The organism is Bradyrhizobium sp. AZCC 1610 (assembly GCF_036924515.1).
Classification (GTDB): domain Bacteria; phylum Pseudomonadota; class Alphaproteobacteria; order Rhizobiales; family Xanthobacteraceae; genus Bradyrhizobium.
Genome location: NZ_JAZHRR010000001.1, coordinates 3,404,024 through 3,427,929 on the forward strand (window position 1 = coordinate 3,404,024; position 23,906 = coordinate 3,427,929).

The following is a 23,906-nucleotide window of genomic DNA, read 5'->3' on the forward strand; positions in this document are numbered from 1 at the left end:
CCCCTTTTTCAAGCGAAGGCGCCCGGCTTCGCCTCAATCCCGCGCACGAAACAGCAGGCAGGCATCGCCGTAGGAATAGAACCGGTACCCCGCCGCAATCGCATGCGCATAAGCATTCTTCATCGTGTCGAGACCGGAAAAAGCCGACACCAGCATGAACAGCGTCGAGCGCGGCAGGTGGAAATTGGTCATGAGGATATCGACCACACGAAAGCGATAGCCCGGCGTGATGAAGATCGAGGTCTCGCCGTCGAACGGCAGGATGGTGCCGTCTTCGGTCGCAGCACTCTCCAATAGCCGCAGCGACGTGGTGCCGACAGCGATGATGCGTCCACCCTTGGCGCGCGCGGCGTTCAAGGCATCAGCGGTATCGGCCGATATCGAACCCCACTCGGCATGCATCCGATGCTCGGACGTCTCCTCCACCTTGACCGGCAGGAAGGTCCCTGCCCCGACATGCAAGGTCAGCCGGTGCAGTTCGACGCCGCGGCGGCGCAGCGCCGCTTCCAGGTCAGGCGTGAAATGCAGTCCCGCCGTTGGGGCGGCGACGGCGCCTTCATTCGCCGCGAACATGGTCTGGTAGTCGGCGGCATCGCGATCGTCGGGCGTGCGCTTGGAAGCGATGTACGGCGGCAGCGGCGGCGTGCCGAGATCGGCGATGGCCTGATCCAGCGCCGGTCCGTGAAACGAAAACGACAGCGTAATCTCGCCCTCTTCGCCCTTGGCCTCGACCTCGGCGTCGAGATGGCCGAGCAGGCAGACCTTGCCTTCATTGCCGAAGCGAACGACGTCGGCGGGTGCGAGTTTTTTGGCGGGCTTGACCAGCGCCTGCCAGCGTGACCCGTCCAGCCGCTTGATCAATGTCGCTTCGATCTTCGGCTCGGTCTCGCGGCCGATGCGACGTCCCCTGAGCTGGGCGGAAATCACCTTGGTGTCGTTGACGACGAGCTGGTCGCCCGGCTCCAGCCATTGCGGCAGGTCGGCGACGGTGCGGTCGGACAGCGCGCCGTCGGGCTGCACGACCAGCATGCGCGCAGAATCACGCGGGCTTGCGGGCCGCAGCGCGATGCTCGTGGCGGGAAGTTCGAAGTCGAAGAGATCGGTGCGCATGGCGCGATGCGCTCCAGCGTGGCGCAGTCAGGTCATTCCGGGGCGCATCGGAGATACGAACCCGGAATGACAGCGGCAAATCAAGCCTCGTCGAGCGCCATCCGCGCTTTCACGATCTTGTCCGGATTCTGCACCGGCTCGCCGCGCTTGATCTTGTCGACGTTCTCCATCCCCGAGCTGACCTTGCCCCAGACCGTGTACTGGCCGTTGAGGAATGACGCATCGTCGAAGCAGATGAAGAACTGGCTGTCGCCGGAATCCGGGCTCGCGGCGCGGGCCATCGAGGTGGTGCCGCGCACATGCGGTTCCTTGTTGAATTCGGCCTTCAGCTTCTTGCCGGAGCCACCAGTGCCGGTGCCGTGCGGGCAACCGGTCTGCGCCATGAAGCCTTCGATGACGCGGTGGAACACGATGCCGTCGTAAAATCCCTCGCGCACCAGTTCCTTGATCCGGGCGACGTGGCCCGGCGCCAGGTCGGGGCGCATTTCGATGGTGACGGGGCCCTGGGTGGTTTCAAGGATCAAAGTATTTTCTGTATCAGCCATGCTCGTTTCTCTTCCGGTTTGGGTGGACGTTTGCGGGTTCTGAAAGTGACCGCGAAAGGCCGGCCGGCAACCGCACCGCCCAGTCCCTCGGTAAATGGCAACGGCGTACAGCGTTGCAATGTTTCCATGACGGCAGTCCGGTACGCAACCCGGTCATTATCGCTGGGGTTTCCGGATTCATAGGTAATCCTGGGTTGACCGAGAATGGCGCCTTCGCGGTTGAAACTGACGACAACGGTGATGTCCATCGGGTTGGCGCGCGAATAAGACGGCGGCTGCCAGCACGAATACAGTTTGGCGAAGACGTCCTTGAGGGTATCGATCTGCTGTGGCTGAGCCGATGCATGCGCCACCGGCGCAAGCCACAACAGAACGGCGGCAAACCAGATGGACGGCTTGCGGCGCGCCGAAATCATCGCCTCACTTGACGTCGGATGCGACCTGCACCTTCACCATCTTGTCGGGATCGGCGACGGGTTCGCCGCGCTTGATCTTGTCGACCACATCCATCCCCGCCACCACTTCGCCGATCACGGTGTACTTGCCGTTCAGCGACGCGCCTTCCGCGAACATGATGAAGAACTGCGAATTGGCTGAATTGGGATCGCTCGTTCGAGCCATGCCGACGATGCCGCGCTTGTACGGCACGTTGGAGAATTCGGCCGCCAGGTTCGGATGTTTCGAACCGCCGGTGCCGTTGAAATTCTTGCCGTCGCCGGTCTGCGCCATGAATCCCTCGATCACGCGATGGAACGGCACGTTGTTGTAATAGCCCTCGCGCGCCAAGAGCTTGATGCGCTCGGCATGCTGGGGCGCGAGGTCGTTCCGCAGCTTGATCACGATGCGGCCCTTGGTGGTGTCGATCACGATCGCATTCGCCTTGTCGAGATTGGCGGGCAGCGGCTGGGCGATCGCGGGAGCCACAAGGAAAAGCGCGGCGAGAACGGCGAGAATTCGGATCATGAAAGCTCCGGATCGAGAGGTCGGGACGACGGATGCGGTGAGCGTGCTATTGCGAGAACGCTATTGCGAGAACTTGGCCTTCAGGCTCGCGGCAATCTGGGGCGGCACGAAGGCGGAGAAGTCGCCGCCCATCCCGGCGATCTGGCGCACCAGCGTGGCGGTGATCGGGCGGACGGCCGGCGACGCCGGAACGAATACCGTGTGCACCTCCGGCGCCATGGCCTCGTTCATGCCGGCAAGCTGCATTTCGTAGTCCATATCGGTTCCGTCGCGCAGTCCGCGAATCATGATCGTAGCGCCGACCTGCCGCGCCGCAGCGACGGTGAGGTTGTCGTAGGTGGTGCAGTCGAAGGCGCAGCCTGCCTGTTGTGCGATCGGCTCACATACCGCCCGAACCATGTCCAGCCGCTCCTCGGTCGAGAACAGCGGCTTTTTGCCGGAATGGACACCGATGGCGACAATCAGGCGGTCGCACAGCGTCACGGCGTGCCGGAGCACGTCCAGATGGCCGTTGGTGATGGGATCAAATGAACCGGGATAGAGCGCGATACGGGGCATAGACCCCTCCTACCCCGCCCCGGGCGGCCCGGCAAGCCGGACCCGGTTCCCTGCCGGGGCGGCTTTTTATTTCAGGTCGGCCAATGAACCAGTCTTGGGGCCCGAGCGTCGCCTTGGGCGAGCCGCCAATGTTTCGTCCGCCACTGGCCGACGAAACAAAACTCGGCCCGGACGAAACCATTTTCGGGGTTGGCGAAGACAGCCGGAAACTTGCGCTGGCTACAAGTCCATCCAACGAAACGACGGGCCGCCAAGGCCCATGACAGGGGACCGTCATGATCAAGGCTTTTTCCGCAATCGCTGCTGCTGCGTTCATTGCCGCCGCGCTGACCGTATTGCCCGGCTTTGCCCCCCAGGTCGAAGCCAGCGTGCCGCAGGCGCTTGCCAAGGGTGACCGCCTGGATATCCGCACCGTCGGCAAGGATTGCTCGCAGCAGGCCTGGCCGAATTTCGAAGCTTCCTGCCTCCGCGCCGCCGGCTCCAAGTCGGTGGTGAGGGAAGCCCGCCTGGTGACCGCCGACCGCACCCCGTAACGGCAAGATTTTCGTTCCGACCACCTCCAAGGAACCGCATTGATGGCGAGTAGGGATGCCCCCCGCTCGCCATTTGCGTTCTGAGCGCCTCAGGCGCGCGATCTCGTCTTGCCGGAAGATCGCGTCGCGCGGCCGTCTGCCGTCCCCGGATTGTCGACGCGCTTGAGCACCGATGTCACGACGTACCGGCGGGCGGGATGGATGCTTTCCGATATCTCGAACAGGCGGCCGTGCGAATCCAGATATCGGCGGAGCACTTCGAGCACAGCCGATCCTGCGTCTGCGCCCAGAGCTTTGGCAAACTCGTTCGGCACAACGGCTGCCGCAACGGTCTGATGCAATTCGCATTCGAGCAGTTCTCGCGGTCGGCGCGCTCTCTTAGAACGAGTTCGGCCTTCGCAGGCCGCGCTTGACGGATTGGTACATACCAATCAGATGGCCGGACATATTAACGGGAGGAAAGAAGCGCGTGGCCAGCACCATCTTCGACAGCGCCCTCTATCGCGACGTTTTCTCGACGCCGGCCATGCGGGCGGTGTTTTCTGACGACGCCCAGCTCCGGGCCTATGTGCAGGCCGAAGTGGCGCTTGCCACGGCCCAGGGCGAAGCCGGCGTGATTCCGCAGGAGGCGGCACAGGCGATTGCGCGCCAGGCCCTGACGATCGCGCTAGATAGCGAGCAGTTGAAACGCGACACCGAGAATGTCGGCTATCCCATCGTCGGCCTGGTGCGCCAGCTCTCGCAGCACCTCGGCGAAGCCGGCCGCTACGTGCATTGGGGCGCGACCACCCAGGACATTATGGATACGGCGACCGTGCTGCAACTGCGCGAAGCGGTTGCGCTGATCGAAGCCCAGCTCGTCGAGGTCATGGCCACGCTCGCCGATCTCGCACGCCTCCATCGCGATACGCCGATGGCAGGGCGAACCCATCTTCAGCAGGCGCTGCCGATCACGTTCGGGCACAAGGCAGCGATCTGGCTCTCGGCGCTGCAGCGCTCCGCCGATCGGCTCGAACAAGCCAAGCCTCGCGCGCTTCAGGCGCAGCTCGGCGGCGCGGTGGGAACGCTGGCTTCACTCGGCACGCGCGGACTGGATGTGCGTGCCGCCTACGCGCGCGCTCTCGGTCTCGCCGAACCCGACATCACCTGGCACGTCGCCCGCGACGGGCTGGTCGAACTGGTCCAGACGCTTGCCGTGATCTGCGGCGCGCTCGGCAAGATCGGCTATGACGTCATGATCCTGATGGCGACCGAGATCGGCGAGGTATTCGAACCCTTCGCCTCGCATCGCGGCGCATCCTCGACCATGCCGCAAAAGCGCAATCCGATCTCGTCGGAAATTCTGCTGGCGAACGCGAAAATGTCCCGCGACGCCGCTTCGCTGATGCTCGATGCCATGGTGCAGGATCTCGAGCGCGCCACCGGGCCCTGGCACTGCGAATGGCTCGCATTGCCCCAGACCTGTCTTCTCACCGCCGGGTCGCTCGCACAGGCGCAATTCATGCTTTCCGGCCTGATCGTCGATCAGGCGGCGATGAAGCGAAACCTCGATTCCACGCGCGGGCTGATCGTGGCCGAAGCGGTCATGATGGGGCTCGCGCCCACGCTTGGCCGTCAGCTTGCGCATGACGAGGTCTATGCCGCCTGCCGCGATGCGTTCGACCGTGGCGACGCGCTTCTTGAGGCATTGCTAAGGCGCGCGGCGATCGCATCCGCCTTGCCGCGCGATCAGCTCGCCGCCTTGTGCGAGCCGTCCAACTATCTCGGCACGGCCGGCGAGATGGTGGACCGCGTGCTCGCGCGTCACATCAAACGATAAGCTTACCTGGAGTATTGCGAGGGCCGATTATCTGTATTCCGTCGCATATTCGCGGGCGATCTCGTTGATCTGCTCCCGAGTCAGCTGCTTTGGGGGGACCCCGGGCGGATTGCAGGTGTCGCGGAAGAAACCGTCCAAGCCGGCAGGCGCCATGATCCAGAGCAGGAGTAGTTCGCGATCGGGATTGGCGAACCCATGCCAAGCATTCCTGGGGATGAATATCGTTCCGCCCTTCTCGAAAGGATGTCGTACATCGTTCAATGTGAAAATTCCGCTGCCTTCCAGAACGTAGAAGGCTTCATCCATCCGCAAGTGTCGGTGGATCGGAATGCCCGTACCGACCGGCACCTGCTGAGTCCCCAAGGCAAGACTGTCCGAGCCTGTGGCGGGACCGACCTTGATGAAGATATTGCCGGCGTCGCGAAAATGAACCAGATGTTCGCCCTCGGTGGCGCCGAGCACATATCCCTCTGACGCCGCGGTCTGAGCCTGGGTCATGCTGATCCTCCGATCCGATGGACTTGGATGGTATCATTCAGCACCTCATGCACTTCACGGTAAACTGAGACCCGCCAAAGGGCCTTTGTGCTAGTCTCGTCACCGCAGGTTCTGCGTGTGTGCGGTCCAGAAGCATGCCAAAGGAACCAAAAAAGCTACGGGTCTTTACCGAGCGTGGTTGGCTGATTGCGCTGGCCGTCGTGGTGGGGATGTTGCTCGGCTTGGCCGGCCCCACCTCTGCACAGTTCTTTAATTTCGGCGGATATCAGCAGCGGCCACAACCGCAACGTGGCGGCGGCTGGTTTGGTAACGAACAACGCGGTGGCGGCTGGTTTGGTAACGAGCAGCAACCACAGCGCGGTGGTGGCTGGTTTGGTAACGACATGTCGCCGCACCAGCCGAACCAGGAGTACGCACCGCCGCCTCGTTCGTATGGGCGGCAAGCGCCTCCGGCGCCGCGCGAGGATTTTTCAAAGGCGCCGCCGCCCGAGAAACGCAACACCGTACCGGAACGCCACATTCTTGTGCTCGGTGACGCCATGGCGGACTGGCTCGCCTATGGGCTTGAGAACGTCTATGCCGATCAGCCTGAAATGGGGGTGATCCGCAAACACAAGACAGTCTCCGGCCTGATCAAGTATCAGCCGAAGGGCGATCCAGCCAATTGGGCGGCCGCCGCCAAAGGCATTCTCGCCACCGAAAAAGCGGACGCCATTGTCGTCATGCTCGGGCTTGATGACCGCGTCGCTATCCGCGAGCCGGCGGTCGATAAATCCGACAATAAACCGGGGGACATGAAGGACGCCAAGGCCAAACCTGATGGCAAGCCTTCGAGCGCAAAGCCCGCGGCGAAGCCCGATGGCGCAACCAAGGTGACGGATGCCGAATTGTCGCCAGACGATGCCGCCGAAAACAGTGACGCGCGGTCGGTTATAGGACCGGAGAAGAGCGCGCGCTCGCCGAACGACCTCCATGAGTTTCGCGAGAAACGCTGGGTCGAACTCTACATGCAAAAGATCGAGGAGATGATCGGCGTACTCAAGTCCAGGGGTGTGCCAGTGCTGTGGGTGGGTCTGCCGGCGGTACGCGGCACCAAGGCGACCGCCGACACGGCGTTTCTGAATACGCTCTATCGCGATGCGGCAGGCAAGGCCGGCATTACCTATGTCGATGTCTGGGACGGATTTGTCGATGAAACCGGCCGCTTTTTACAGCAAGGCCCCGATTTCGAAGGGCAGACCCGCCGGCTGCGCTCCTACGATGGCGTGTACTTCACCAGGGCCGGCGCGCTTAAGCTCGCGCATTATGCCGAGCGTGAAATCAACCGGCTGTTGGCTGCGCGTTCCGCGCCGATTGTGCTGCCCACCGAACCGGCAACGCCCGACGCCAGTGCGCGGCCGGATCAGCCGGCACCGCGTCCGCTGGCCGGGCCGATCGTTCCCTTGACGGCCTCCTCCGTCGGCACGGATCAATTGCTCGGCGGTCCGGGGTCACGGACGGTGACGATGGATGCGCAAGCAGCGCGGGTCTTGATCACAGGCGAGCCTTTGTCGGCGCCAGCCGGTCGCGCCGACGATTTTGCCTGGCCGCGACGCGAAATTGGACGCGAAGGGACCAAGGGTGAGACGCCAGTGGCATCGACATCGCTCGATGCCAACGCACGGGCGCCAGCGGCGGCGCTAAAGCCGAAAAAGCAACGCCCCCAGCGTGGGACCAACAATCGCTTTTGACGGTTCCCAGGAAATGGCCGAAAGCCTGTTTCGGTGCATAGCTGTGTGCGGCTTCGGGAACCCAGATGTGGCTCAATGACAACACTGGCATGAAATCGCGTGATTGATGCCGTAATCGCTCTCGTCCGACTTGTATCTGCCACCATTGGATTGCGACCCTTGCGTGTCGAATTCGGTAGGTGGGGTACGATATGTTTTCCATCATCTGTGCCAGAACTTCGTTCGTCGACATCAAAGCAAGCCTCATTCGCATTAGCGCGCCTTTTGGTTCGGCCTCTGGGCGAGCATGAAGCGCCGCGCGTTCATTTCTGTTCTCGGCGGTATCGCTTCACGATTGTGGTCCCGCGGCCGCATCATTATTTTCGCGATGGCCGCATTGGTGCTTCTGCCGATCGAGGTCAGCGACGCGGGCTGGCTGTCGGACGTCTTCAAAGGCTCGTCAAAACAAGCCAAAGCGCCAAAACAAGGCAAGCCGTCAAAGCACGTCACTTCGCGCAAGCCAGCCACTTTGGCGAAGCGAGCCGCCTCGCCAAAGCGCCGCACCGTAAGGCTTGCGGCCTTGGGGCCGGTCGGCTTGCCCTCTGCCGCTTTCAAGCCGGCCACACCCCTGTGCGATCCCTCCAGGTTCCGGATCATTCTGGATGTGGGACATACCGCCGAATCAGAAGGCGCGATCAGCGCCCGCAACGTCTCTGAGTTTGTCTTCAATCTGCGCCTTGCGAAGCGGATCGAGGAGAAGTTGAAGGCCGAGGGCTTTACTGAAACCAGGTTGCTCCTGACCGAGGGCAAGGCCAGGCGCAGCCTCGTCAAACGCGTCGACACTGCCAACAATCTGGCCGCGGATCTCTTCCTGTCGATCCACCATGACTCCGTGCCCAACAAATTCCTCGAGGACTGGGAGTTCGAGGGAAAGAAAAGCCGCTTCAGCGACCGCTTCAGCGGATATTCCGTCTTCGTCTCCCGCAACAATCCGGACTTCAAGACGAGCTTCGCCTTCGCCGAACTGATCGGCAAGGAGATGAAGGCCCAGGGCCTTGATTATGCCAGGCAATATACCCAGGCCATCATGGGCCGGCACCAGCGTCCGCTGCTGAACAAGGAAACCGGCGTCTATCGCTACGACGAGCTCATCGTGCTGAGAAAGACCCAGATGCCCGCCGTCCTGCTGGAAGCGGGCTCGATCATCAACCGGGACGAAGAACTCAAGATGAGTTCGCCTGAACGCCAGGACATCATCAGCAGCGGTGTCACAGCGGCGGTGAAGGAATTCTGTGAACCTCGATGGGGCATCCTCGGTCCGCTCTGATGGCGGGGCGGCGGCCCCTCCTCGCATCCGGATCCGATCTGCCGACTTCAACTCTTTGACCGCGCCTTGACCTCGTCGAATTTGGAAAGCGCTCGTTCAAACTTATCGTTGAAGAGCCACATCGCATCAAGAATTTCGCGGAAGGTTGCAGATGTTCTGGCCCTGTCAGCTTGTCCAAACGTGAAAATGCTGTTGTTGCGCAGATATGCCATGACCTTCGGGTCGGAAATTCTGTAGTCGACCAGGTTGCGTGACCCGAGTGCGGACCTGGTCGGGCTAGGAATAATCTGGATGAGTTCAAAGAGCTTCATCTGATCGATCGGATCTGGAAGTGTTTTCACGATCGCCGGTACTTGCGGGAAAATATCCGCGTGTGCATTCATCAGGGCATCCCGCACGGCGGTCCAGTGGTTGAACCGACGATCCAGATTGCCGACCCGTGCCTCTTCCTTGTCGTCGCGAGCGTTCAGTGCAGGATCAAAGGCTGCTATCGACTTTTTTATCGCCGCCCATTTCTTTCGCCCATTTTGGTCTTCGGGTACGCCTGTTTGCAAGCTGCCCTTGTATTTATTCGAGCGCGCATTCCCGATGTTCTGATTGCCATTTGTCTCGGCAAAGAACAGCCCCAGGCTGATACGGCCTGCCGCTTCGGCATTGGCCGTATCAAGGCCCTTGGCTCGCGCAATGGCAGAGCCCAAATCGACAACGTCCTTGAATGGCGTATCTGATTTCTGCGCGTTGACGGGAGGCGCTTGCATGAGGTCGAAGAGTCTCCTGTACTCATCGAGCAGCGGCTCATTATCGGCGTTAAAGTACGCCGGAGGGATTCCGTATTTGTTAGGCCCACCTGTTTTGGACGGAAGCGCGTCGGTGAGGTCCTTGTATGCGCTCATCATGTTGTTGCGTGCAAGGTAGAGTGCCTGTCCCGGCAAGTTCGGCAGCCGTTGGTTCGAACTGATCTGCGCGCGCCGCTGCCCCAGGATCGATTCAAAGTTGCTTCGTGAATTATTGTATGTATTGAGCGCATCCGATTGTTTTTTCGTGAGTGCGGCCGGCTCACCCATTGCAGGCGACGTGAAGCCGAGATTTCCGATGGCGACCGTGACGAGCGACGCGACCGTGCTGATGATCGCATCGGTGGCGATCGCAGCCGGCGGTGTGAAGAACACTCCGAGAGCAAGAGCTGCCGTGGGCGCAGCAGTAAGGCTTTTTATCCCCATGGCGATTTCCCAACAAGATTTCTGGCGAGGAGCGGACGCAGGGCCAGGATGCCAACAACGGGACCAGGCGCCAGCATCAAGAACAGATACGGCGTTGGAACGAGGCTGGCCGTGAGGTTGAGAAGCTGTATGCTAACGATCGAGATCCCGAATCCGATACAGTTGGCAATGGTCAAGGCCGACCCCACTTGCTCGCGTGGGGCGGAGGACGCGTTCAGCGCTGAGAATTGCGGCGAGTCACCAGCGACGACGATCCCCCAGAACAGCAGGAACCCGATGAATAGCGCTGGCGTTGCGTTGAACAACAGGGGTGATGCGAGACAACAAAGTCCCGACGCAGCGAGTTGTGCAAACGCTACGCGGGCGCTGCCCAGAGATACCGACAAATAGCCGCCGACCACGCAGCCGATCGCCCCTGCGGCGATAACGGCGAATGACAGCAGGGACAAGTTGAGGTCGACTGGCTCTGGGCGGGAGGCGTAGGCAGCAAGCGCCGGCGGCAGGAACGCCCAGAACGCATACAACTCCCACATGTGACCGAAATACCCGAAGGCTGAAGCGCGAAACCGCGCAGATCGAAAAACTGCGAGCATCGCACCTGGATGGAAACGGGATCCAGCAACCAGGAACGGTCCGTCCGGCACAAAGACGTACATGATCACGCCACCAAGGGCGGCAATGAGTGAAACGCTCAAGACGACTATTTCCCAAGGCAAAGTCTGCCCCAGCCCCTTGATGAGGTGCGGGAGGGCCGTGCCGAGCACGGCCGCGCCGACCAGAAAGCCCAAGGCCTTTCCGAGATCGCTCCGATACCATCCGGAAGCGATCTTCATGCCGATCGGGTATATGCCAGCGAGGAAAAACCCAGTCGCGAAGCGGGTCAACAGCAGGGGGATCTCCCCACTCCACAAATAGAGGCCCGCATTGCACGACGCGCCAAGGAGGGAGCAGGCAAGGAAGGTCGCGCGCGGCGAGTATCTGTCGGAAACGGCCAGAACAGCAAACGCAAGCGTGCCTGCGATGAAGCCAAGCTGAACGGCGGCGGTGATGTGGCCCAAGGCCTGGTCCGGCAGCCCCAAGCGGTTCTGCAAGTCGGGAAGCACCGCGTTGCCGGCAAACCAGAGGGAGGTCCCGGCAAGCTGGGACAACACGATGACTGGGAGAATGCGGGCGGGCCGCCTAGTCATGCACAACGTTGCCTGGCTCGTGTCGCAAGGCGTCCACTATCCCGAGATTGCCGGTGGAGCACAAGCCAGCCGAAGAGATCGTGTGGCCTGTCAGCGATGGTGGTCCGTTTGCTGGGGTGTGGCCGACAACCTCCCTTTCCGGCAGGCTGTGATCCTGGGCGGAAGTGGCAAGGAGCGTTGGGTGACGCGGCTGGTCTTCGACAGTTGCTCGAAAAGGCCGCACTCCAGGATATCAGATAGCGAGGCATGCGCATCGATTCCAAATGCCTTGCGCGATAAAGTTCGCAAACCCAGCCGCGACTTCTGTTTTGACCCAAGCAGACGCCGGACAACCCTTCCCCTTTGCAGGCTTAAGCCGATACGCGGGCTTGTGATCTCGCTGAATTGGCCCTCGTGAAGAGAGTAAATTTCCCGAAAGCTTTTTGCGCATGAGCGACAGAGATCACCCCAAAGCTCTGCGCCCCTTCGCGCTAATGTAGCCGGAAGACTCCGTCCACGGCGCGTAGTTCGGCAGGCTTGATCAGTTCGGAGTGCGCGACGGTGACCGCAAACAGCGGGCCTTCGAGCTTCGTTTCCCAGAACGCGAGGAAATCCTTTAGCGCCGGGAAATCCGGAAACATATCGTAGTCCTGCCAGACGTAAGTTTGCAGCAGCCAGCGCCGATCCGGACGGCGATAAACGATTTCCGCTGTTGTCAGTCCGTAGCCTAAGACCTGCTTCCTGAAATCCTTTGAAATCGCATCTTTCTCGACCATGCAAACCTCCAGCCCAACTGAAGAGTGGTGCGTGATTATCAATTCGCCAAAAAAGGGAAACGTTCAATAGGTCATAGCAATCAACGCGCTAGCAGCATGTGACTTCACCTGCTAGCAGTCGCCCCTCCTCCAGAAACTCAAGTCGCAGTCAAACATCGTGGGCCGAAGCCCTTGTGCCCCAGTGTCACAGGCTTATGTGAAGAGCGGCTAGCACTCGCTCATTGCGACTGCCAATCCAGAAATAATCACAAAAGCCATGGAGGATCGCGTGAAGTTCCGTCCGCTCCACGACCGCGTCGTGGTCAAACGCATCGATGCCGAAGACAAAACCGCAGGCGGCATCATCATTCCGGACAGTGCCAAGGAAAAGCCCTCGCAGGGCGAAATCACCGCCGTGGGCCCGGGCGGCCGTGACGAAGCCGGCAAGCTGATCCCGATCGACCTCAAGGTCGGCGACCGCGTGCTGTTCGGCAAATGGTCGGGCACCGAGGTCAAGATCGATGGTGAAGAGCTCCTGATTATGAAGGAGTCCGACATCATGGGCGTTCTCACCGACGTTCCCGCCGCCAAGAAGAAGGCCGCTTAAGCGCTTTAGCCCGTTCCCTCATCCTGAGGAGCCGGCGCAGCCGGCGTCTCGAAGGAAGAGGCCTGCAATCCAAATCTCATCTCTCAGGAATCCGCCCAGTCGCGCGGACCTTGGGATCTGGGAATACGGAGATCATTATGTCAGCCAAGGAAGTCAAATTCGGCGTCGATGCCCGCGACCGCATGCTGCGCGGCGTCGACATCCTTAACAACGCCGTCAAGGTGACGCTCGGTCCGAAGGGCCGCAACGTCGTGCTCGACAAGTCGTTCGGCGCTCCCCGCATTACCAAGGACGGCGTCACCGTCGCCAAGGAAATCGAACTCGACGACAAGTTCGAGAACATGGGCGCGCAGATGGTGCGCGAAGTCGCCTCCAAGTCGGCCGATGCTGCCGGCGACGGCACCACCACCGCAACCGTTCTCGCGGCTGCAATCGTCCGTGAAGGCGCCAAGTCGGTCGCCGCCGGCATGAACCCGATGGATCTGAAGCGCGGTATCGATCTCGCGGTGGAAGCCGTGGTCGCCGACCTCGTCAAGAACTCCAAGAAGGTCACCTCGAACGAGGAAATCGCCCAGGTCGGCACCATCTCCGCCAACGGCGACGCCGAAATCGGCAAGTTCCTCGCCGATGCCATGAAGAAAGTCGGCAACGAGGGCGTCATCACGGTTGAAGAAGCCAAGTCGCTCGAGACCGAACTCGACGTCGTCGAGGGCATGCAGTTCGACCGCGGCTACATCTCGCCCTACTTCGTCACCAACGCCGACAAGATGCGCGTTGAGATGGACGATGCCTACATCCTGATCAACGAGAAGAAGCTCTCCTCGCTGAACGAACTGCTGCCCCTGCTCGAAGCCGTGGTGCAGACCGGCAAGCCGCTGGTCATCGTCGCGGAAGACGTCGAAGGCGAAGCCCTTGCCACCCTCGTCGTCAACCGTCTGCGTGGCGGCCTCAAGGTTGCGGCCGTCAAGGCTCCGGGCTTCGGCGATCGCCGCAAGGCCATGCTGCAGGACATCGCGGTTCTGACCGGTGGTCAGGCGATCTCGGAAGATCTCGGCATCAAGCTCGAGAACGTGACCCTGCAGATGCTCGGCCGCGCCAAGAAGGTGATGATCGACAAGGAAAACACCACCATCGTCAACGGCGCCGGCAAGAAGGCCGACATCGAGGCGCGCGTGCAGCAGATCAAGGCGCAGATCGAGGAAACCACCTCGGACTACGACCGTGAGAAGCTGCAGGAGCGTCTGGCCAAGCTCGCGGGTGGCGTCGCGGTGATCCGCGTCGGCGGCGCGACCGAGGTCGAGGTAAGGGAGCGTAAGGATCGCGTTGATGACGCGATGCATGCGACCCGTGCGGCGGTGGAAGAAGGCATCGTGCCGGGCGGCGGCGTCGCCTTGCTCCGTGCCTCCCTGCATCTCAAGGGGCTGCGCACCAGGAACGACGACCAGAAGACCGGCGTCGAGATCGTGCGCAAGGCGCTATCCGCGCCAGCACGCCAGATCGCGGTCAACGCGGGCGAAGACGGCTCCGTGATCGTCGGCAAGATCCTGGAGAAGGAGCAGTACTCCTACGGCTTCGACTCGCAGACCGGCGAATACGTCAACCTGATCTCCAAGGGCATCATCGACCCGACCAAGGTGGTTCGCGTGGCGATCCAGAACGCGGCTTCCGTTGCGGCGCTACTGATCACCACCGAAGCCATGGTGGCCGAAGTACCGAAGAAGAACGCAGGCGCCGGCATGCCTGCGGGTGGCGGCGGCATGGGCGGCATGGGTGGTATGGACTTCTAAGTTCAACCGTTCAGCGCTCAAAAGAAAAAGAAAGGCCCGGCAGCGATGCCGGGCCTTTCTGCATTAGCTACACGTCCATCTCTACGACGATAGCTGCATGGAGGTGACCGCTCTCAAGGGATCAGCTTGTGGGCAATTCTACGACCCGCCTCATTTCAAGGGAATTTACAAAATCCGCCGTCACGCCGGCGTCCTTACCTGGGTGGGTGCAAATCGCCTTGAAGCCAGCGTCCAAGGGACTTGGACTTCATAGGGTCTTCATACGCGGCAAGGGTCGTATGTACGTGGTTGCAGATAGCGCATTCAAAGGTATGCAAGTCGACGCCCGGGCGTGCTAGCTCGATACTGACGAGCATCATCTGGGCCTTGCACTTCGGACAAGCGGGGCGCTCAATTGCAACGAATGGAATGACGGACGACAGGCGTTGAGACTGGGGCATGATGCCTCCCTCGAATAGGCGGGAGCGCAACACTCTCTGTCACCGGTAATGCCTAAGAGGCGGAGCGGTGATTGTCTGAGTATGCGCCTCCAGGGATCTCAAAAGCGAGTTAATTCGCGGATATTTGGAAGGAAGATAAGCACGCACCAGCCCATAGTCCGGGCGCCCGCCGGCTCACCCCCGGCGGGTTTTGGTTGCCTTCCACTTCGGCATGAGGTTGTCTTTAGGTCCTATCGGATATGGGAGACGACCAAGGTGGCAACTGGAACAGTGAAGTGGTTCAACGCGACAAAGGGCTATGGATTCATTCAGCCCGATAACGGCAGCAAAGATGTGTTCGTGCACATCTCCGCGGTCGAGAAAGCTGGGCTCAGCACACTCAATGAGGGTGCAAAGGTGAGCTATGAGGAAGTGCCCAACAAGGGGAAGACTTCGGCGGAGAATTTGAGGGTCGGGTGACTTCGGAAGGGCATGGCGAAGCCCGCTGGTTCACGCCGGGGGTTTTCGCTGCCGCTTGTTAGCAAGCGGCCTGTCACATTTGAATTGAACGGCTTTCTTTTTGATTTGCCGGAACGAACTACCGTATGCCCGGTTGTTGCATGTTCCCGACCATTAGGGAGACGTGATGACAAACAGAATGATCCCAACAGGTATGGTCAACAGAATCGACAGGGCGATTAGTCCGCCAAGTCCGGCCAGAACCCGAATCAGACGCCTGGCCAACAGACGCAAAATTCAAACCAGGGCGGGCAGCAGAGCGGCGGTCAACAAAGAGATCCGCAACGCTAATGGAAACGAACTGCTCGCTTCGTCTGTCGAACGGTGAGCAAGTCAACCGCTTCGCAGCTTTGTCTTTAAAACGTAGCAAGTCAGTTGATTTTGGTGGTTGTTGGCAGCGGCACTCGAAAGATGTTTATGCCTGCGCAAAAGCTTCACACCCACGAAGAAGTGTTTAAAGATCATGTCACCGGTCAGTATGATGAAACCATATTTCGTTTCAGAGTGCCGGGCGGCTGGATTTATACGCACACCGTTATCCGGTTTGGTTCGGTCGACAAAAACTTCGTAGCAGATACTTTCGTTCCTGACTTTAAGGATTGGTCTGGTGACGGAGCAGTCATCCGACATACGTGAACCGAATCGAGCCAGCCTCGATGCAAAGCGCGATCGTTATTGAGAGCTCAGAAGGCATTCCGGCTTGTGCCCGTTTTAATGACTGCTTGCCGCTCGGCTAACCGCTTGAGCGATATCAGTGCCATGTTGGTGACGACTTGCCCAAGCTTGTTGTCGTCTTCCTCGATCGTTCCGGCAGATAATACGTCCTCGACCTTCCCTCTCTTGGGCGCAATGTGCGATCCGGTCCATGCCCTCAAGGAGGTAGCTATGGAACATCAATTTTTTATTCGCCAGCAAAACCTTAAGCTCTATCGCAGTCTCGTGGCTGCATCGGAAGCGGCAGCAGCGAAAGCTGACGCGCGGCAGCAGAAACATTTAAAGCTACTGGCAAAGGAAGTAGCGAATGAACCGCCGCCCAGAAAGAACTAATGCGTTTGCTGTCGGCATAAGCGGCTCAAGAGGCGCGCTTGCGCCGTCTCGAAGGATAAGGCCGCCGGTGCCATGGTTCGAGACGCGCGCCGAGGCGCGCTCCTCCCGATGACGGCGGCGCTAACCGCCGTTCCCGTTTTCCCCGTCGTCGCCGATATGCTTCCCGCCTGGAACAAGTTGACGCGACATGGAGAGAATTGCGGTTGCCGTCGCTGCTGGATGAAGCGTCGGATGCAAATGTGTGCCTTGCAGGTTCGTGACTGGCCAACCGCGTCGCTGCGCCTCTATGGCGGCGTGATCATAGATCGCTGAAGTCTGGATGAAACCGGCAGGGATATGGTCCCAATTGGCGAGTTCGATCGCGTCGTCGAACCAGCCGATGTGCATCTGGGGAAGTCCGCTTTCGAACCGGGCGAATGCCGCCGGGTCGCGCGCCAGAATATCCAGACCGACAAGAGACATACGCCGCATATCGCGCGCAAACCATCTCGACCAAATCGGAAGCATGCCGTCGGGTTCGACGAGGCCCTTGATGAAGTCGTGAAGGGCAGGCCTGACCGGAAAGGCTGCGCCTTGCGATGGAGGCACGTCCCCATCCACAATGATGATTCCGCGCGCGGGCAGCTTGGTCGCAAGATCGGCAACCAGCGCACTCGCCGAACTATGGCCCACCACAATTGGTTCGTGGCCGCGGGCCACGTGCTGCAGAAGTTGAGAGGTCCATGCGCTCCAGGAAGGCGGCGAATGGTGATGGGCCAATACATCCGGCACCTGGACATGACATCCCGCCGCCCGCAGGCATTCGGCCGTTGGCTCCCAGCTTGACGCTCGGACCAGAGGTCCTGCCACAAGAGTGAAATGCAAGGACATGGTTTTCAAAATCCGGCGAGGAGCGTCGTAGCCCGGATGGAGCGCAGCTCAATCCGGGGAAAGTCTTGGCAGCGGATAGGCTGATCCCGGGTTGCGCTGCGCTCCACCCGGGCTACGCAGGAACGGCGGTGCTAGCCGCCGTTACCGTTCACGCCGTTTTCCCCGTCGTCGCCGATATGCTCGACCGACACCACGTGTTCGTCCTCGGCGGTATCGAACACGATGACGCCTTGCGTCGAGCGGCCGGCGATGCGGATGTCCTCGACGGGGCAGCGGATCAGCTGGCCCTTGTCGGTCACCAGCATGATCTGATCGCTGTGCTCCACGGGGAATGACGCCACCAGCTTGCCGTTGCGGTTGTTGACACTCATCGCGACGATGCCTTTGCCGCCGCGGCCGGTGGTGCGGTACTCGTAAGAAGACGTGCGCTTGCCGTAGCCGTTGACGGAGACGGTGAGCACCACCTGCTCCTGCGCCGACATCTCGACGTAGCGCTCCGAAGAGAGTTGGATCGCGGTCGACGGCTCCTCGGTCTCCGCCTCGGCGGTTTCCTCGGCTGCGGCTTCGCCTGCCACCGCACGGCGCATCTTGAGGTAAGCCGACCGTTCGTCCGAGGTGGTTTCGACATGGCGCAGGATCGCCAGCGAGATCAGCGTGTCGTTCTTGGCCAAGGCGATACCGCGTACGCCCATCGAGGTGCGGCCGGTGAAGACGCGCACATCGGTGACGGGGAAGCGGATGCACTGGCCGCCCGCGGCCGTCAGCAGCACGTCGTCGTGCTCGGTGCAGATCTGCACGTCGACGATCGCCTCGCCCTCTCCGAGCTTCATGGCGATGATGCCGGAGCGGCGGACATCGACGAAGTCGGACAGCTTGTTGCGGCGGACGGTGCCGCCGGTCGTGGCGAACATCACGTCGAGATTGGCCCAGGAGGATTCGTCCTCCGGCAGCGGCATGATGGTGGTGATGCGCTCGCCCTGCTCCAGCGGCAGGATGTTGATCAGCGCCTTGCCGCGCGCGTTGGGCGCCGCCACCGGCAGCCGCCAGACCTTTTCCTTGTAGACTTGGCCCTTCGAGGAGAAGAACAGCACCGGCGTGTGGGTCGAGGCCACGAACAGGCGGCTGACAAAATCCTCGTCGCGGGTCTGCATGCCCGCACGGCCCTTGCCGCCGCGGCGCTGCGCCCGATAGGCCGAGAGCGGCACGCGCTTGACGTAGCCGGCGTGCGAGACCGTGACCACCATGTCCTCGCGCTGGATCAGGTCCTCGTCCTCGACCTCGCCTTCCTGCTCGATAATGACGGTTTTGCGCGGGGTGGCGAACTCGGACCGGACCGCCGCAAGCTCTTCCTTGATGATCGCCTGCACGCGCGCACGCGAGCGCAGGATATCGAGATAGTCGGCAATCTCCACCGCAAGCTTGTCGAGGTCTTGGGAAATCTCGTCGCGGCCGAGCGCGGTCAGCCGCTGCAGCCGCAGTTCGAGAATGGCCTTGGCCTGCTCCAGCGACAGCCGCGCGGTGCCGTCGGGGGCCATCCGGTGCCGGGGATCGTCGATCAGCGTGATCATCGCCTCCACATCCCGCGCCGGCCAGTCCCGCGACATCAGGATGTCACGCGCCGTGGTCGGATCGGGCGAGGTTCTGATAACGCGAATGATTTCGTCGATATTGGCAACCGCGATGGCAAGGCCGACCAGGATATGGGCGCGGTCGCGGGCCCTGTTGAGCAGGAATTTCGTGCGCCGCGTCACCACCTGCTCGCGGAAGGCGATGAACAGCGTCAGAAAGTCCTTCAGGTTCATCGTCTGCGGCCGGCCAGCGTCGAGCGCCACCATGTTGGCCGGAAAATTCGTCTGCAGCGGCGTGAAACGATAAAGCTGGTTCAACACCACGTCAGGCACGGCATCGCGCTTCAGTTCGACCACGACGCGGAAACCGTCACGGTCGGATTCGTCGCGCAGATCGGAGATGCCGTCGATCTTCTTCTCGCGCACCAGTTCGGCGATACGCTCCACCATGGTGGCCTTGTTCACCTGGAACGGAATTTCGGTGACGATGATCGCTTCGCGGTCCTTGCGGATGGTGTCGATCGAGACCTTGCCGCGCATCACGATCGAGCCGCGGCCGAGGTGATAGGCCGAGCGGATGCCCTGCCGTCCCAGGATGATGCCGCCGGTTGGAAAATCCGGTCCCGGTACGATGTTGATGAGATCGTCGATCGTCAGCGCCGGATTGTCGATCAGCGCCACGCAGGCGTCGATGATCTCGCCGAGATTGTGCGGCGGGATGTTGGTCGCCATGCCGACTGCGATACCGCCGGCACCGTTGACCAGAAGGTTGGGGAATTTGGCCGGCAGCACCGTCGGTTCGCGGTCGCGGCTGTCGTAATTGGCCTGGAAATCGACGGTGTCCTTGTCGATATCGTCGAGCAGCGTCTGCGCGATCTTGGTCAGCCGGGATTCGGTGTACCGCATGGCGGCCGCCGTATCGCCATCCACCGAGCCGAAATTGCCCTGACCGTCGATCAACGGCACGCGCATGGAGAAATCCTGCGCGAGACGCACCAGCGCGTCATAGACCGACTGATCGCCGTGGGGATGGTATTTACCGATGACATCGCCGACCGTGCGCGCCGACTTGTTGTACGACTTGTTCCACTCGAAGCCGTTCTCGTGCATCGCGTAGAGAATGCGGCGATGCACGGGCTTGAGCCCGTCGCGCGCGTCCGGCAGCGCCCGCGCCACGATCACGCTCATGGCGTAATCGAGGTAGGAGCGTTTCATCTCGTCGAGGATGGAAACGGGACGAATATCGGAAGGCTCCGGCGGCTCGCCGGGCTTGTTATCTTCAGGGTCAGACAAAGGGGAATCCGGTCAGTTCTCAACTGAGAATCATATAGCGCATCGGAGGCCCGATAACCACCCTGACGCGTTCCGGAAGGGTTGTTTTTCCGCTCGTTTTTTCATGGACTTACGGGATTGCGCGGGGTTCGCCGGAGCCGGCATTTCCAGGCCCGGAAACGCGGCGCTGGAGTGGTGTTTCCTGAATCGGCCTAAGGGCCGAAAAACACCGCATGCATGATCCGTCCCGGCAGCAGGGTGAACAGGCCGGCGACGACCAACCCTCCGGTGAAGATACCGATCATCGTCTTGCGGTGACGGCTCACATTGTGGCGGCGCGCGGCAATGACGGCCACCGGCAGAAGGACCAGAACCATGATCGATAGCAGGTGGATCGGGCTCCAGGGACCGAGCAAGCGGATCTCGTGGATCCAGAACGAGCTGGCGGCGACGACGACCATCAGGCCGACCCAGATCCAGCCGATCGTCCGGTGCGGCAGCGTCCCCTTCGGGGCGGCGAACTGCACGATGCCGAGCGCGAACGCCGCCATGGCCGCAAAGGCATGAACCGGTATCATGGGAGCGGCATCGAGCAGCGGCGCGAGGCTCATGGCGGGCGCTTCCGAAACCCGAGGGCGGTTCAGCCGGCGACGCAGCCCTCAGAACCGGCGACGCAGCCCTTAGAACGGGATATCGTCGTCCATGTCGCTGTTGCGCGCGCCGGCTGCAACCGGTCGCCTCGGCGCGGAGCTGACCGGCCCGCCGGAGCCGAAATCACCGCCGGAATCGTCGGAGCCGAAGCTGCCGCCACCGCCGCCGCCGCTGCGGCCGTCGAGCATGGTCAGGGTCGAGTTGAAGCCCTGCAGCACAACTTCGGTCGAGTATTTCTCGACCCCGCTCTGGTCGGTCCATTTGCGGGTCTGCAGCGCGCCCTCGATGTACACCTTGGCGCCCTTCTTCAGATACTGCTCGACAATCTTGCAAAGCGGTTCAGAGAAGATCACGACGCGGTGCCACTCGGTCTTTTCCTTGCGCTCGCCGGTGCCCTTGTCGCGCCAGGTCTCCGAGGTCGCGATGCTCAGATTGGCAATCGGCCGCCCGTCCTGTGTCCGCCGGATTTCAGGATCCTTGCCGAGGTTGCCGACCAGAATCACCTTGTTCACACTTCCCGCCATCGCCGCTCTCCACTCGATATCGCCGGCAAAAATCACCGGTAAAAAATCACTGGTCAGGCCGCTTCTATTCCGGCCGCCTTCAATTCTTGACCTGTCGCCAGTTCTTGATCCTGTCGCGTTGTCCGCTCTTTCGCGTCCGCTTCCGGACATCCGAAGCGACCCTATACGCTCGCAAGCTCCGCCGACTTAGCGATCCCTCGGCAAGTCGGCGGTTATCCACATATAGCATCGCCCTCGCGAGCGTTCCAGCTTTGTTCCGGCAATCTCACATAGCCGTGGGTCGAACACACTACTCAGCTATAGGGCGACTTTGGTTCGCCACAATCGAGTCTCGAAAATGACAAAATGGAACCGAAAGTTCCGCCCGCTAACAGGAATAACGCAGGTAGATCATTGGCTTGGCTCCATATTTTGGATCATGGGTGTTGCAATTCGGAGACGCAATTTCCGAGCGAGTCGCGCTATAAAATTACCTACCGGCGCGGGGCGCTCGCGTCATTTCGAAACGCTTCGGGACCCAGGGAAGCGGACAAGCTGGAGATTAAGAGGATGAAGAAGTTTCTGTTAGGTACGGTTGCTCTCATCGCGTTCGCTGCGCCTGCGGCGGCCGCTGACCTCGCTGCGCGTCCTTACACCAAGGCCCCGCCGGCGCCGGTCGCCGTCGTGTACGACTGGAGCGGCTTCTACATCGGCGCCAACGGTGGCTGGGGTACGAGCCGTAAGTGCTGGGACTTCGTGGACGTGGCCGGCGCGTTCGTCGGAGCCGAGGGTTGCCATGACGCAGACGGCGGTACCGTCGGCGGTCAGATCGGTTATCGCTGGCAGGCCGGCACCTGGGTGTTCGGCATTGAAGGCCAGGGCAACTGGGCCGACTTCCAGGGCAGCAATGTCAGCCTGATCGATCCGACGCTCCGCAACGAGTCGCGCATTGATGCATTCGGCCTGATCACGGGCCAAGTCGGTTACGCGGCCAACAACGTTCTGTTCTATGTCAAAGGTGGTGCGGCCGTTACGGCGGATCGTTACCGCATCTTTGATGTTCCCACGGGCCTCGTGGTCGGCACCACCGGTGATGACACCCGCTGGGGTGCCGTGGTCGGCGCGGGCATCGAATTCGGCTTCGCTCCGAACTGGTCGGTCGGCGTCGAGTACAATCACCTGTTCATGCAAGACCGCACCCACACCTTCGTCGACACGACTGGCGCCTTCTTCGGCACCGACCGGATCAGCCAGGACGTTGATATCGTCACCGCTCGCATCAACTACAGGTTCGGCGGCCCGGTTATCGCGAGGTACTGATCTTCGCTTTCAGCGAACCGAATACCGAAAAGGCCGGCCTCGCGCCGGCCTTTTTGTTTGGTTGTACCGCGGCCTAGTCAATACCCTCCCCGGTTGCATTGCGCATACATTTGCCGCGGATGTGGTTTTTCGGCGACAGCATTCTGCGATGACTTCACGCTATATGCGCCGGCAACCTGAAATTGACTACTACGGTAGTTGCGTTGGAAATGCCGAAAGGAAGAAACGTGAAGAAAGTTTTGTTGACGACCACCGCTCTGATCGCGCTTGGGATGGCGCCCGCGATCGCCGCGGACCTTGCCGCTCGGCCCTACACCAAGGCGCCTGCCGCCGCGATTGCGATGTACGACTGGAGCGGCTTCTACATCGGCGCGAACGGAGGCTGGGGTTCGAGCCGCAATTGCTGGGACATCACTAGTTTCGTTTTGGTGGGCCCCGTTGTTCCCGCCGCGCCTGAGGGCTGTCACGATGCAACGGGCGGAACCGTCGGCGGCCAGATCGGCTATCGCTGGCAGGCCTCTCAGTGGGTCTTCGGCCTCGAAGCACAGGGTAACTGGGCTGATTTCGAGGGATCAAATACCAGCGCTCAACTTCTCGTCACCCGAAACGAATCCAGGATTGATGCTTTCGGTCTTTTCACCGGGCAAGTCGGGTACGCTTGGAACAACGCGCTGCTTTACGTCAAGGGCGGCGCGGCCGTCACCAGCAACAAGTATGCCGGTCTCGATATTGCCACCGGCGTGGCCTTCGATTCGGCTAACGATACCCGTTGGGGCGCCACAGTCGGCGTCGGATTGGAATACGGATTTGCACCGAACTGGTCGGTTGGCGTCGAGTACAATCACTTGTTCATGGGAGACCGCGACATAGTGATGGTCGGCACCGGTGCGCTCTTCCCGGCCGGAGCCTCCGTCCGGACTGATCGTATTAGCCAGGACGTCGATATGGTCACCGCCCGTATCAACTACCGCTTCGGCGGTCCGGTCGTCGCGAGGTATTGAGCTTCGCTTTCAGCAAACCGAATACCGAAAGGCCGGCCTCGCGCCGGCCTTTTTGTTTTGCCTTGTTGTTTGCTTGTGGAACGTTACCGTTCACGTGCGTGGAACTGCTGACGGCTGCTGCCAAAAAGATGGCTGCACA

The 23,906-nt window shown here is 61.0% G+C and carries 26 protein-coding genes; 11 read left to right on the top strand and 15 right to left on the bottom strand.

Going from position 1 to position 23,906, the window contains the following annotated elements; genetic code table 11:
- Window positions 1–33 precede the first annotated feature (33 nt).
- The 5 genes from queA to coaD all read right to left on the bottom strand — a co-directional run bounded on the left by queA (window position 34) and on the right by coaD (window position 3,176).
- Entirely contained in the window at window positions 34–1,110 is a 1,077-nt protein-coding gene (queA, locus tag V1279_RS16870) for a tRNA preQ1(34) S-adenosylmethionine ribosyltransferase-isomerase QueA (RefSeq protein WP_334437850.1), read from the bottom strand.
- A gap of 80 nt (window positions 1,111–1,190) precedes the next feature.
- Window positions 1,191–1,655, bottom strand: a complete 465-nt coding sequence (locus V1279_RS16875) for a peptidylprolyl isomerase (RefSeq protein ID WP_334437852.1) — start codon at window positions 1,653–1,655, stop codon at window positions 1,191–1,193.
- A complete protein-coding gene (locus tag V1279_RS16880; protein ID WP_442894783.1) occupies window positions 1,631–2,071 on the bottom strand; it encodes a hypothetical protein in 441 nt (146 codons plus the stop codon). Before V1279_RS16880 ends, V1279_RS16875 begins: the two co-directional genes overlap by 25 nt.
- Window positions 2,072–2,075: 4 nt before the next feature.
- Window positions 2,076–2,618: a peptidylprolyl isomerase gene (locus V1279_RS16885; protein WP_334437855.1), complete on the bottom strand. Its 543-nt coding sequence runs from the start codon at window positions 2,616–2,618 to the stop codon at window positions 2,076–2,078.
- A gap of 60 nt (window positions 2,619–2,678) precedes the next feature.
- Window positions 2,679–3,176, bottom strand: a complete 498-nt coding sequence (coaD, locus tag V1279_RS16890; protein WP_108515880.1) for a pantetheine-phosphate adenylyltransferase — start codon at window positions 3,174–3,176, stop codon at window positions 2,679–2,681.
- 275 nt (window positions 3,177–3,451) lie between these two features.
- Between coaD and V1279_RS16895 the strand changes: the two genes are divergently transcribed.
- Window positions 3,452–3,709 (top strand): hypothetical protein, encoded by a 258-nt coding sequence (locus tag V1279_RS16895; RefSeq protein ID WP_334437859.1) that lies wholly within the window; start codon window positions 3,452–3,454, stop codon window positions 3,707–3,709.
- Window positions 3,710–3,798: 89 nt separating this feature from the next.
- On the opposite strand, the gene V1279_RS16900 is transcribed toward V1279_RS16895, so the two are convergent.
- Window positions 3,799–4,050, bottom strand: coding sequence for a UTRA domain-containing protein (locus V1279_RS16900; protein WP_334437862.1), 252 nt, complete (start codon window positions 4,048–4,050; stop codon window positions 3,799–3,801).
- A gap of 128 nt (window positions 4,051–4,178) precedes the next feature.
- Here V1279_RS16900 and pcaB point away from each other — a divergent pair, with 128 nt between their 5' ends.
- Entirely contained in the window at window positions 4,179–5,528 is a 1,350-nt protein-coding gene (gene pcaB, locus V1279_RS16905; RefSeq protein ID WP_334437865.1) for a 3-carboxy-cis,cis-muconate cycloisomerase, read from the top strand.
- 27 nt (window positions 5,529–5,555) lie between these two features.
- On the opposite strand, the gene V1279_RS16910 is transcribed toward pcaB, so the two are convergent.
- On the bottom strand, window positions 5,556–6,026 hold the full coding sequence (locus V1279_RS16910) for a cupin domain-containing protein (protein ID WP_334437868.1): 471 nt from the start codon (window positions 6,024–6,026) through the stop codon (window positions 5,556–5,558).
- A 134-nt stretch (window positions 6,027–6,160) separates the two neighbouring features.
- Between V1279_RS16910 and V1279_RS16915 the strand changes: the two genes are divergently transcribed.
- Window positions 6,161–7,756 carry an SGNH/GDSL hydrolase family protein gene (locus V1279_RS16915; protein ID WP_334437870.1) on the top strand — a complete coding sequence of 532 codons (1,596 nt, stop codon included), beginning with the start codon at window positions 6,161–6,163 and terminating at the stop codon, window positions 7,754–7,756.
- Window positions 7,757–8,008: 252 nt separating this feature from the next.
- Here the strand turns inward: V1279_RS16915 and V1279_RS16920 are convergent, their stop codons facing one another.
- Entirely contained in the window at window positions 8,009–8,359 is a 351-nt protein-coding gene (locus tag V1279_RS16920) for a hypothetical protein (RefSeq protein WP_334437872.1), read from the bottom strand.
- A 40-nt stretch (window positions 8,360–8,399) separates the two neighbouring features.
- Between V1279_RS16920 and V1279_RS16925 the strand changes: the two genes are divergently transcribed.
- Complete coding sequence (locus tag V1279_RS16925; RefSeq protein ID WP_334437874.1) at window positions 8,400–9,062, top strand: N-acetylmuramoyl-L-alanine amidase family protein; 663 nt, start codon at window positions 8,400–8,402, stop codon at window positions 9,060–9,062.
- 47 nt (window positions 9,063–9,109) lie between these two features.
- Here V1279_RS16925 and V1279_RS16930 read toward each other — a convergent pair whose 3' ends face one another.
- The 3 genes from V1279_RS16930 to V1279_RS16940 all read right to left on the bottom strand — a co-directional run bounded on the left by V1279_RS16930 (window position 9,110) and on the right by V1279_RS16940 (window position 12,224).
- A complete protein-coding gene (locus tag V1279_RS16930) occupies window positions 9,110–10,126 on the bottom strand; it encodes a hypothetical protein (RefSeq protein ID WP_442894892.1) in 1,017 nt (338 codons plus the stop codon).
- A gap of 146 nt (window positions 10,127–10,272) precedes the next feature.
- Window positions 10,273–11,469 carry an MFS transporter gene (locus V1279_RS16935; RefSeq protein ID WP_334437880.1) on the bottom strand — a complete coding sequence of 399 codons (1,197 nt, stop codon included), beginning with the start codon at window positions 11,467–11,469 and terminating at the stop codon, window positions 10,273–10,275.
- Between the two features lie 470 nt (window positions 11,470–11,939).
- Entirely contained in the window at window positions 11,940–12,224 is a 285-nt protein-coding gene (locus V1279_RS16940) for an usg protein (RefSeq protein ID WP_334437883.1), read from the bottom strand.
- A 268-nt stretch (window positions 12,225–12,492) separates the two neighbouring features.
- On the opposite strand from V1279_RS16940, the gene V1279_RS16945 reads away from it, so the two are divergent.
- The 5 genes from V1279_RS16945 to V1279_RS16965 all read left to right on the top strand — a co-directional run bounded on the left by V1279_RS16945 (window position 12,493) and on the right by V1279_RS16965 (window position 16,582).
- Window positions 12,493–12,810: a co-chaperone GroES gene (locus tag V1279_RS16945; RefSeq protein WP_334437886.1), complete on the top strand. Its 318-nt coding sequence runs from the start codon at window positions 12,493–12,495 to the stop codon at window positions 12,808–12,810.
- 137 nt (window positions 12,811–12,947) lie between these two features.
- On the top strand, window positions 12,948–14,597 hold the full coding sequence (gene groL / locus V1279_RS16950) for a chaperonin GroEL (protein WP_334437889.1): 1,650 nt from the start codon (window positions 12,948–12,950) through the stop codon (window positions 14,595–14,597).
- A gap of 695 nt (window positions 14,598–15,292) precedes the next feature.
- A complete protein-coding gene (locus V1279_RS16955) occupies window positions 15,293–15,496 on the top strand; it encodes a cold-shock protein (RefSeq protein ID WP_074278830.1) in 204 nt (67 codons plus the stop codon).
- Window positions 15,497–15,910: 414 nt separating this feature from the next.
- Entirely contained in the window at window positions 15,911–16,171 is a 261-nt protein-coding gene (locus V1279_RS16960) for a hypothetical protein (protein WP_334437892.1), read from the top strand.
- A gap of 105 nt (window positions 16,172–16,276) precedes the next feature.
- Window positions 16,277–16,582, top strand: a complete 306-nt coding sequence (locus tag V1279_RS16965; RefSeq protein ID WP_334437894.1) for a hypothetical protein — start codon at window positions 16,277–16,279, stop codon at window positions 16,580–16,582.
- Between the two features lie 120 nt (window positions 16,583–16,702).
- Here V1279_RS16965 and V1279_RS16970 read toward each other — a convergent pair whose 3' ends face one another.
- The 4 genes from V1279_RS16970 to V1279_RS16985 form a co-directional block, all read right to left on the bottom strand.
- The gene (locus V1279_RS16970; RefSeq protein ID WP_334437896.1) at window positions 16,703–17,452 is read right to left on the bottom strand and encodes an alpha/beta hydrolase; all 750 of its coding nucleotides are present in this window, start codon (window positions 17,450–17,452) and stop codon (window positions 16,703–16,705) included.
- Window positions 17,453–17,583: 131 nt separating this feature from the next.
- Window positions 17,584–20,313, bottom strand: a complete 2,730-nt coding sequence (gene gyrA / locus V1279_RS16975) for a DNA gyrase subunit A (RefSeq protein WP_334437898.1) — start codon at window positions 20,311–20,313, stop codon at window positions 17,584–17,586.
- A 191-nt stretch (window positions 20,314–20,504) separates the two neighbouring features.
- Complete coding sequence (locus V1279_RS16980; protein WP_334437901.1) at window positions 20,505–20,903, bottom strand: DUF2306 domain-containing protein; 399 nt, start codon at window positions 20,901–20,903, stop codon at window positions 20,505–20,507.
- A gap of 69 nt (window positions 20,904–20,972) precedes the next feature.
- Complete coding sequence (locus V1279_RS16985; RefSeq protein WP_334437904.1) at window positions 20,973–21,467, bottom strand: single-stranded DNA-binding protein; 495 nt, start codon at window positions 21,465–21,467, stop codon at window positions 20,973–20,975.
- Between the two features lie 549 nt (window positions 21,468–22,016).
- Here V1279_RS16985 and V1279_RS16990 point away from each other — a divergent pair.
- On the top strand, window positions 22,017–22,766 hold the full coding sequence (locus tag V1279_RS16990) for an outer membrane protein (protein ID WP_334437907.1): 750 nt from the start codon (window positions 22,017–22,019) through the stop codon (window positions 22,764–22,766).
- 227 nt (window positions 22,767–22,993) lie between these two features.
- Window positions 22,994–23,767 carry an outer membrane protein gene (locus V1279_RS16995; RefSeq protein ID WP_442894784.1) on the top strand — a complete coding sequence of 258 codons (774 nt, stop codon included), beginning with the start codon at window positions 22,994–22,996 and terminating at the stop codon, window positions 23,765–23,767.
- Window positions 23,768–23,906: the final 139 nt, after the last annotated feature.

Coding starts and splice junctions, on each gene's coding strand:
- queA (WP_334437850.1), bottom strand. CDS start 1,110: ATGCGCACCGATCTCTTCGACTTCGAACTTCCCGCCACGAGCATCGCG.
- V1279_RS16875 (WP_334437852.1), bottom strand. CDS start 1,655: ATGGCTGATACAGAAAATACTTTGATCCTTGAAACCACCCAGGGCCCC.
- V1279_RS16880 (WP_442894783.1), bottom strand. CDS start 2,071: ATGATTTCGGCGCGCCGCAAGCCGTCCATCTGGTTTGCCGCCGTTCTG.
- V1279_RS16885 (WP_334437855.1), bottom strand. CDS start 2,618: ATGATCCGAATTCTCGCCGTTCTCGCCGCGCTTTTCCTTGTGGCTCCC.
- coaD (WP_108515880.1), bottom strand. CDS start 3,176: ATGCCCCGTATCGCGCTCTATCCCGGTTCATTTGATCCCATCACCAAC.
- V1279_RS16895 (WP_334437859.1), top strand. CDS start 3,452: ATGATCAAGGCTTTTTCCGCAATCGCTGCTGCTGCGTTCATTGCCGCC.
- V1279_RS16910 (WP_334437868.1), bottom strand. CDS start 6,026: ATGACCCAGGCTCAGACCGCGGCGTCAGAGGGATATGTGCTCGGCGCC.
- V1279_RS16915 (WP_334437870.1), top strand. CDS start 6,161: ATGCCAAAGGAACCAAAAAAGCTACGGGTCTTTACCGAGCGTGGTTGG.
- V1279_RS16930 (WP_442894892.1), bottom strand. CDS start 10,126: ATGGGTGAGCCGGCCGCACTCACGAAAAAACAATCGGATGCGCTCAAT.
- V1279_RS16935 (WP_334437880.1), bottom strand. CDS start 11,469: ATGACTAGGCGGCCCGCCCGCATTCTCCCAGTCATCGTGTTGTCCCAG.
- V1279_RS16940 (WP_334437883.1), bottom strand. CDS start 12,224: ATGGTCGAGAAAGATGCGATTTCAAAGGATTTCAGGAAGCAGGTCTTA.
- groL (WP_334437889.1), top strand. CDS start 12,948: ATGTCAGCCAAGGAAGTCAAATTCGGCGTCGATGCCCGCGACCGCATG.
- V1279_RS16970 (WP_334437896.1), bottom strand. CDS start 17,452: ATGTCCTTGCATTTCACTCTTGTGGCAGGACCTCTGGTCCGAGCGTCA.
- V1279_RS16980 (WP_334437901.1), bottom strand. CDS start 20,903: ATGAGCCTCGCGCCGCTGCTCGATGCCGCTCCCATGATACCGGTTCAT.
- V1279_RS16985 (WP_334437904.1), bottom strand. CDS start 21,467: ATGGCGGGAAGTGTGAACAAGGTGATTCTGGTCGGCAACCTCGGCAAG.
- V1279_RS16990 (WP_334437907.1), top strand. CDS start 22,017: ATGAAGAAGTTTCTGTTAGGTACGGTTGCTCTCATCGCGTTCGCTGCG.